This window comes from uncultured Paraglaciecola sp., from assembly GCF_913058035.1.
Classification (GTDB): domain Bacteria; phylum Pseudomonadota; class Gammaproteobacteria; order Enterobacterales; family Alteromonadaceae; genus Paraglaciecola.
The window spans coordinates 1-9375 of the sequence record NZ_CAJXPA010000165.1 but is presented as its reverse complement, the minus strand read 5'-3'; the positions used below and the strand labels follow the sequence as shown (position 1 = coordinate 9375).

General features: G+C 38.9%; 7 protein-coding genes. 4 read left to right on the top strand and 3 right to left on the bottom strand.

The window, feature by feature from the left end; translation table 11 throughout:
* The first annotated feature begins 121 nt into the window (after positions 1-121).
* Entirely contained in the window at positions 122-517 is a 396-nt protein-coding gene (locus QZ562_RS16970) for a DUF3718 domain-containing protein (RefSeq protein WP_293762763.1), read from the top strand.
* Positions 518-930: 413 nt separating this feature from the next.
* Here the strand turns inward: QZ562_RS16970 and rmuC are convergent, their stop codons facing one another.
* Together rmuC and QZ562_RS16960 are read right to left on the bottom strand one after the other, a co-directional pair.
* Positions 931-2409: a DNA recombination protein RmuC gene (gene rmuC, locus QZ562_RS16965; protein WP_293762761.1), complete on the bottom strand. Its 1479-nt coding sequence runs from the start codon at positions 2407-2409 to the stop codon at positions 931-933.
* A 114-nt stretch (positions 2410-2523) separates the two neighbouring features.
* Positions 2524-4050, bottom strand: a complete 1527-nt coding sequence (locus QZ562_RS16960; protein ID WP_293762765.1) for a fumarate hydratase — start codon at positions 4048-4050, stop codon at positions 2524-2526.
* A gap of 136 nt (positions 4051-4186) precedes the next feature.
* On the opposite strand from QZ562_RS16960, the gene pabB reads away from it, so the two are divergent.
* The 3 genes from pabB to QZ562_RS16945 all read left to right on the top strand — a co-directional run bounded on the left by pabB (position 4187) and on the right by QZ562_RS16945 (position 7935).
* A complete protein-coding gene (gene pabB, locus QZ562_RS16955) occupies positions 4187-5620 on the top strand; it encodes an aminodeoxychorismate synthase component I (RefSeq protein ID WP_293762759.1) in 1434 nt (477 codons plus the stop codon).
* 6 nt (positions 5621-5626) lie between these two features.
* On the top strand, positions 5627-6208 hold the full coding sequence (locus QZ562_RS16950) for a CoA pyrophosphatase (RefSeq protein ID WP_293762757.1): 582 nt from the start codon (positions 5627-5629) through the stop codon (positions 6206-6208).
* 353 nt (positions 6209-6561) lie between these two features.
* Positions 6562-7935 (top strand): L-serine ammonia-lyase, encoded by a 1374-nt coding sequence (locus tag QZ562_RS16945; protein WP_293762755.1) that lies wholly within the window; start codon positions 6562-6564, stop codon positions 7933-7935.
* A 178-nt stretch (positions 7936-8113) separates the two neighbouring features.
* Here QZ562_RS16945 and cysB read toward each other — a convergent pair whose 3' ends face one another.
* Positions 8114-9088 carry an HTH-type transcriptional regulator CysB gene (gene cysB / locus QZ562_RS16940; RefSeq protein WP_293762753.1) on the bottom strand — a complete coding sequence of 325 codons (975 nt, stop codon included), beginning with the start codon at positions 9086-9088 and terminating at the stop codon, positions 8114-8116.
* Positions 9089-9375: the final 287 nt, after the last annotated feature.

The window sequence follows — 9375 nt, the reverse complement described above, 5'->3', positions numbered from 1 at the left end:
AATTAATACTTATGTATCACATCATAGATTTTTTAATCACATCTAATGGTTCTTAATGAAATCTTCGACGTAGCAATAGCTGCAAAATTTAAATTTGTGTTGATTAACCGGGGACTTAACCATGTTGAAAATAGTTAAAACTTCAATTGCTATCGCAACCGCTTCTTTGATAAACGCTAATTATGCCCATGCTGACGTCAATGATGCGCTACAAAATATATGCACGATTGTGAAAGCAGATGACAAAGGCGAACTTCGTAAAAAAATGAGGCGTGTTCAGTCTGATTTTCGTCTTAAACTTAAAGATTATTATACCGGTGTGTCTTGCGGCGGTAATAGCCTGATTAGAACAGCTATGCTTAATGACTCTGTTGAAACAGGTACTTTAATGGTAAAAAAAATGCCAAGAGGTGATTTAACATCTCCTGAAGAAGACGGTGAAACAATTTTGGATTGGGCTTCTGACAATGGTTTTGGTGCTTCACCAATCGTCGATGCACTTATCGACCGTATTTAAATAGCACTGAAATATTCAATATGGAAGGTAAGTGAATTATTCTGCTTACCTTTTAAAATGGCCTCTTTAGAGGCTACTTTTTTTAATTTCTATACGATTATGAACTTCAAAGAATAATAATTTCTGAAAATCAGAAATAAAAAGCAGCTATCACACAGGACCAATAAGTTAAAAAAGTGAGGCGATATTTAGTTTGAGGACAAACATGACAACTATTATTGCAGCTATTTTGTTAGTTTAAAATAATCTACTTTATCGATGTTTCTTGTCGTTAACTTTTATTTGCTTCTTCTGACATCTAGATTTCCAGCGGGTCTAAAATTTACTTATGCTTTCATCCATATCCTGAGTGGTAATGTTTTAATTTTATGCTTAAAACTAAAAAACGCAGGAATATAAAGCTCGCGCTGATTTTATTCATCATCATTCTCAACAGCAGCATTATTTAGCATATTGCTATCCAGCTTTTTATTACTCTGCACGCCTAATTTACGGAACTGTTCGACTTGCCTGACAAGATTACCTTTACCTGTAGATAATTTATTCATCGCACCATCATAACTTTTTTGACTTGATTCTATGGCTTTACCCACTTTATCCATATCAACCATAAACCCATGAAACTTGTCATATAACTTAGCTGCATTATCAGCAATTTTTTGGGCATTTTGATTTTGGTATTCGTACTGCCAAATATTATTGATGGTACGCAATGCCACTAACAAATTAGTCGGGCTAACCAGCATAATATTGTTATCGAAAGCCAGCTTCATCAACTCAGGAGCTTGATCTGCACCAAGTAAAAACGCAGATTCTATGGGAATAAACAAGAGAACATAATCAAGGGTACGAATGCCTTTTAAGTCCTGATAATCTTTTTTACCGAGTTCTTTTATATGATTACGCAGCGAGTTAACATGGTCTTTTAGATGCACAGCGCGAGCTAATTCATCATCATGTTCATTAAAATAGCGCTCATAAGCAGCCAAAGACACTTTGGAGTCGATGACTACATCTTTATCATTTGGTAAATGCACAACAACATCTGGCTGATAATTTTTTCCATATTCATTTTTTAATGCAACTTGTGTATCAAATTCATGACCTTCACGTAATCCAGATTCTTTTAAAACTCTTTCTAAAACCACTTCACCCCAGTTTCCTTGAACTTTATTATCACCCTTTAAAGCTTTAGTTAAAGCGGCAGCATCATGGGTAATTTGTTGGTTAAGTTCTTTTAAACCCAAAATCTCAGTCTTAAGGGAAGCTCGCTCTTGCCCCTCTTTAACGTATTGATCTGTGACTTGTTTTTTAAAGCCTTCAATTTGCTCTTTTAAGGGTGATAAAATAGAATCTAACCCAGCCTTACTTGATTGGCTGAACTTTTCTTGTTTTTGTTCAAAAATTTTATTCGCAATATTTTCGAACTGTTCTTGTAGTCGTTTTTCAGCTACCTCCAATAGTATTAGTTTATCTTTGCTAGCAATTTGCTCTTGTTCAAATCGTGCAGCCTGAGACTCAAGTTGGGTGCGTATCTCACCTGCAAGTTTACTACTTTGCTGATATTGCTGTTGCCAGTAGTGCTTTTCTATCTCTAACTCAGCAATTCTTTCTATTCGCTGAGTCAACCGACCTAATTTATTTTGATTACTCATTTGTTCTTCATGAGCGAACTGTAACTCTGAGTCTTTCGTTTTTATTATCAACTCTTGTTGTGCAAGTTGTTTTCTTAACTGTGTTTCTTGTTGAATCGCAAATAAACGATGCTGTTCAGCTGTCTGTTGCGAGATCTTCTTGACTCTGATACTAGTTATCAAACTGCCAATCATGGCTCCGAATAACAATAAGCTAGCAAAAACGGATAATAAAACAGGGTCGTTAAATTGACTCATAGTATTGTCTCATATTGGTATATTCTGCATTTGATGGTATTTTCACACATAAAAAAGGCGATAAATTAACACTGTAATTTACCGCCGGTAATATTAAGGTTATTTAAATTCAAGCTAAAAGTGATTATTTTCCATTTCTGCTATTTTTATTTTCCAAATAGCGGGACCTGTTTCATGTGCATTGGCCCCTGTGCTATCAACAGCCACAGTAACCGGCATATCTTCGACATCAAATTCATAGATGGCTTCCATGCCTAAATCTTCAAAAGCCACTACACGAGATTTTTTAATTGCTTTTGACACTAAATACGCAGCGCCCCCTACAGCCATCAAATATACCGACTTGTGTTTTGCGATGCTTTTAACTGTCACAGGACCACGCTCAGCTTTTCCAATCATACCTATCAAGCCCGTCTTTTCTAACATCATATCGGTCCACTTATCCATACGGGTGGCAGTAGTAGGACCTGCTGGCCCGACAACTTCATCGCGAACTGCATCTACCGGACCAACGTAGTAAATAAATCGATTAGTTAAATCGACACCCTCAGGGAGACCCTCTCCATTGTCCATCATAGTTTGTATGCGTTTATGCGCGGCATCTCGACCGGTTAACATTTTGCCTGACAACAATACAGTTTCGCCTACTTTCCACTCTTGGATGTCTTCTTTAGTGACGGTGTTTAAATCGACGCGGCGTGTACCTTCTGCAACGTCCCAAGTCACTTTTGGCCAGTCTTCTAATTTAGGGGGAATAAATTCAGCAGGACCGGAACCGTCGAGATGAAAGTGTGCATGACGAGTCGCCGCACAGTTAGGTATCATCGCTACAGGTTTAGATGCAGCATGAGTTGGCATAGATTTAATTTTGACGTCCACTACAGTGGTCAATCCACCTAGCCCTTGAGCACCGATACCTAAGTCGTTAACTTTCTTGTAAATGTCTAAACGGAGCTTCTCTTCGGTGGTTTCGGCGCCTCTGTCGATCAATTCTTGAATATTGACTGGATCCATCAAGCTTTCTTTAGCTAACACTGCGGCTTTTTCTGCAGTACCCCCGATACCTATGCCAAGCATTCCAGGTGGACACCAACCAGCTCCCATAGTAGGAAGTGTCTTAACGACCCAGTCGGCTATGTCATCACTTGGATTTAACATAACCATTTTAGATTTATTTTCAGAACCCCCACCCTTAGCAGCAATCATCACATCAATCTCACCGCCAGACACAGTATCAATATGAACAACAGCAGGTGTGTTATCTTTTGTATTGATCCGTTTGCCTGCAGGGTCGGAGACAATCGACGCACGCAATGGGTTATCTGGGTTTAAATAAGCACGGCGGGTACCCTCATCAACCATTTCTTGTACAGTCAAGTTTGTTTTGTCCCATTGCACATCCATACCAATCTTCACAAAACAGGTGACGATACCGGTATCTTGACATAAAGGACGTTTCCCCTCAGCCGACATGCGCGAATTGATCAGTATCTGTGCCATGGCATCTTTTGCTGCCTGACTTTGTTCTTTATTGTAGGCTTTTTCGACCGCTTTGATGTAATCAAGTGGGTGGTAATAGGAAATAAACTGCAGAGACTCTTCAATACTATCGATAAAGTCTTGCTGACGGATAACTGTCATAGATACCTCATGAATTTTCTGGGTTAAGTTTTCTCTACTTGCTATGATAACGCGAACACGTAATTTGCTCCATGACAATTCGGTATTGGTGAGCAGTAACATATCAGCCTTTTTGAGATATATAAAAGTAATCACCATGAACAAGCAACCATATTCATTAAAAGTCCGTCCGCTTAATTTACCTAACAGCTATTCTACAGCAGACATTTTTTCTCATTTTGCAGACAAACCTTGGGCAATGTTCTTAGATTCTTCGGACAGCCAACATCCAGATGGCCGCTTCGACATCATGGTTGCTAATCCAATTGCCACGATCACCACCATTGGTAATAGTAGTAATATATGGCTACAAGACACGGATCAAAGCCAAGAAAGCTCAAATGATCCTTTGTCTTTGGTGCAAGACTTACTTGAGAAATACATGCCAAATAGTCAAGTTATGCCCCCTCAGGATATTATTTTGCCTTTTATGGTAGGTGCATTGGGTTTATTTGGATATGATTTAGGAAAACGTTTCGAGCATTTGCCTAATAAAAATGCAGACGAATACTCTACTCCAGATATGGCGGTGGGTATTTATACTTGGAGCATTATAAAAGATAATCTTAAGCAGCAATTTTATGTGTGTTATTTAGACCAATTTGCCCACCCCAGTGTCGAGGATATTCAACAATTAATAGGCAATGATAAATCTTACAGCTCATTTAGTTTAACCAGTCAATGGCAATCTAATATGAGTCAAGAACAATATACACAAAAATTATCAACTATTTCATCCTACTTACAAGCTGGTGACTGTTATCAAATTAACTTGGCTCAGCGTTTTTCAGCCAACTATACTGGTGACGAGTGGCAAGCTTACCAACGATTAAGAACGGCAAATCAAGCCCCCTTTTCTGCGTTTATCCGCTTAACTGATAATGTAATAATGAGTATTTCACCCGAACGATTTTTATCTGTTAAAGATGAAGTTGTGCAAACCAAGCCTATTAAAGGTACGAGGCCACGCAGTGACAACGCCATAGAAGATCAGCAACAAATCGACTCATTATTAAGTGCAGAAAAAGACCGCGCTGAGAATTTGATGATTGTAGACTTACTGCGTAATGATTTAAGCAAACATTGCCAACCGGGCAGTGTTCAAGTTCCTCAACTGTTTAAATTAGAAAGTTTTGCCGCGGTGCATCATCTAGTCAGCACAGTCACAGGTAAACTTAAAAAAACGAGTAGCGCTTTGGATTTACTAAAAGGAGCGTTTCCAGGGGGGTCCATCACCGGCGCACCAAAGTTTCGCGCAATGCAAATAATCGACGAACTTGAACCGAATAATCGTAACATTTACTGCGGAAGTATTGGCTATCTGGGTGTGCTTGGCGACATGGATACCAATATTTGTATTCGCACTTTGTTATGCGAACAATCAAGCAACCAGCAAACAATTCATTGTTGGGCAGGCGGTGGCATTGTACTTGACTCAAATGCTAAAGATGAATACCAAGAGAGCTTGGACAAAGTGTCAAAAATATTACCTATTTTAAGTCTCAACTCCACTTCATCGTTACTTGGATGACACTCCATGGATAAAGCACAATTTCTCACTCGTTTTCATCATGCCAAACAGATCAATAGTGAAGCTGATTTTCCACTCAAAGAACAGGGTAAACCTGCTGCCGTGTTATTGCCCATAATGGAATACAATCATGAGCTGACCGTACTATTTACAGTAAGGGCTCGTCACTTAAAACACCATGCCGGTCAAGTGAGTTTTCCTGGTGGTAAACAAGAATCTTATGATAGCTCATTAGTCGAAACAGCTTTGCGGGAAACCCATGAGGAAGTGGGTTTATCACCTAATAAAGTGCAAATTGTCGGTAACCTACCTTTGTATCGCACGTTAAGCCGTTATGAAGTGATACCTTACATTGGGTTTGTTTCTGCACCAACAAACTTAACTTTAGATAAAAATGAAGTAGAAAGTACCTTTGAAGTCCCTTTGAGTTTTTTAATGGATCAACATAATCATCTTATCCATTGGGTTAAACGTAAAAATGGGCAATTTCCAATCTATTTTATTCCATGGCAGCAACACAATATTTGGGGGGCAACAGCTGCTTTTGTGCGAAACTTATCCAATCATTTTCATCTTGGCGACGAATAAATCTGAACTGCACCAGCCAAAATTACGGCATTCTTTGCAAGAAAAGTGACTTACTGGTAAACGATATATTGCTAAATCATCTTACAATAAACCAAGTTAAATCACTTTAAGTCGGATTATTGTTGTAATGATTAATAAAAGCATATGCAGTCATGTTTATCTATTGTAGGTAAATCCAACAAATATAAGTTCAATAATAGTGTCTTTGACGCTGAAGTTACTCCAGACAATTATTAATAGTATAAAGCAATCTTTACACTTTTATAACAGCCCTAAGTATTCCGGCTATTGTCCTACCTACTTAAAACTAGCACAATATCATCATATTCTTTTTATCTAGTGGAACAGACAAAATGATCAGCGTTTTTGATATGTTTAGTATCGGGATTGGCCCTTCTAGCTCGCATACTGTGGGTCCAATGCGGGCTGCTAAGGCTTTTTGTGGGGAATTATCAGAGCAAGGACTATTCGATACAACTGATGAAATTAAGGTGGAGTTGTTTGGATCATTAGGACAAACAGGTAAAGGTCACGGAACAGGCAAAGCGGTGATTTTAGGGTTACTTGGTCATGCTCCCGAAACTATCGATAGCTCTATGGTGGACACCTATCTCGAAAAAGTGAGTAGCTGCCAAAGGCTTAACTTGAATAATAAAAATTTAATTAAATTTCCTGCACTCAATGCAATAGTTTTCCATCGTCGTAAATCCCTCAGCCAACACCCAAACGGTATGACGTTTCATGCCATGAATAATAAGACTGTGATTACTTCACAAACTTATTTTTCTATAGGAGGTGGCTTTATCATTCGAGAGCAAGACTTTGCTGAGCAAAAAGTAGCTGCACTTATCCACGAAGAACAACCTGTACCTTATGACTTTTCCAGCGCTAAACAGCTACTAGAACACAGTAAAGAGCATGGTCTGCGTATCAGCTCAATAATGATGAAAAACGAAGAAGTGTTTCAACCTAAAGAAGAAATCATCAAAAAGCTATGGCACATATGGCAAGTTATGTATAAAAGTGTGCAAACAGGCATACATACCGAAGGGATTTTACCCGGTGGTTTAAAAGTCACTCGCCGAGCGCCTGGCTTATATCACCGCTTACAAAACGAAAAAAATGCCGATCCAATGGTCGCGATGGATTGGGTCAATTTGTTTGCATTAGCGGTAAACGAGGAAAATGCCGCTGGAGGCACGGTAGTAACCGCTCCAACTAACGGCGCAGCAGGTATTATTCCAGCGGTGTTATGTTATTACGATAAATTTGTAAAACCCGTAGATGAAGACACGGTAAGCCGTTATTTTTTAACTGCAGCAGCCATCGGTATTTTATATAAGAAGAATGCCTCAATATCTGGTGCCGAAGTAGGCTGTCAGGGAGAAGTAGGCGTGGCGTGTTCGATGGCCGCAGGTGCATTAACCGAAATAGTTGGCGGTTCGGTAGACGCAGTTGAAAACGCAGCCGAAATTGGTATGGAGCATAACCTAGGCTTAACCTGCGACCCAGTCGGCGGCTTAGTACAAGTACCGTGTATAGAACGAAATGCCATGGGAGCCATTAAAGCTATTAACGCATCTAGACTGGCTTTAAGAGGCTCAGGTCAACACAAAGTGTCACTCGACAAGGTCATCAAAACCATGTGGGAAACAGGCAACGATATGAAGTCCAAATACAAAGAAACATCAAGAGGCGGTTTAGCAGTCAATATTATTGAGTGTTAATGGTAGCAAATGGCTTTGAGTCGGTGACCTCTAGACACATGCTGGTCATCGCTTGATACACGGTATGAAGTCATATTGGTTTCAATTGTGCTGTTAAAAATAAAGGCATTATTCGTTAAAATAGCGCCTTTACTTAACTTTCATGTCGAGCCATGAGCTAGACTTTCATCACTACTTTTTATCTTACAGGCAATGTGAGGCCTTTAAACATTTTTTCTACTTCGTCGTTGTTTTTCAACATCATGGCTTTTTCTACCACTGACTTAGTTAGATGTGGGGCAAAACGTTCAATAAATTCGTACATGTAACTACGCAAAAATGAGCCTTTTCTGAAGCCAATTTTGGTAGTGCTGTACTCGAACAGATGGCTGGCATCAATTTTGACTAAATCTGAGTCTAACTTTTCATCAATAGCCATAGAAGCGATGACACCAACGCCCACTCCGAGTCTTACGTAAGTTTTAATTACGTCGGCATCGGTGGCTGTAAACACTATTTTAGGTTCGATACCTGCACTACTGAAGGCTTGGTCTAAAGACGAGCGACCTGTGAATCCAAACACATAAGTGACCAAGTTGTATTCCGCAATATCTTCAATTGTAATGGTAGTTTTCTTAGCTAAGGGATGTTCGCGGTTAACAATAATACTGCGATTCCAGTGATAGCAAGGTAGCATTACTAGATCATTATACAAATGCAGTGATTCTGTAGCGATGGCAAAATCTGCTTCGCCTTTGGCGGCAAGATCACTTATTTGAGATGGTGTTCCTTGATGCATATGCAATGAAACTTTTGAATATTTATTCATAAAGCCTTTAATCACATCAGGTAAGGCATATCTTGCTTGAGTATGAGTAGTGGCAATATTCAATTTACCTTGGTCGGGTAACGTGTGTTCACGAGACACTGCTTTGATGCTTTCAACTTTAGCTAAAATTTCTCTAGAAATGTTGATCACATCTTGCCCTGCTTCAGTCACATGCGTAAGGTGTTTACCGCTGCGACCAAATATTTGTATACCTAACTCATCTTCCAGCATGCGAACTTGTTTACTAATACCCGGTTGCGATGTGTACAAGCTTTCTGCGGTTGCTGAGACGTTTAAATTGTTGTTAAGTACCTTAACAATATAACGGAGTTGCTGTAATTTCATGTCTTAACCTTGCTTATTAACCTAAAGGATTAGTTTATATTAAATTGTTATATAACTTTAACAAGGCGAATTCCATTAATTTTTTAAAAAAAGTTCTAGTTGTTCCCAATAGAGTGAGTAAAAAGACTAAACAACCTAATATTAAATTCAGAAAAAGGTACGATAAGATATGTTCAGCTGTCTCCTAAATTGTGAAATCAACCTTATGTTTATATTGTTAATTCATCCATTGGAAACATTCTATGCATAGAGATGATGACTCCATTGATTTTTCAGCTGTATTGGGT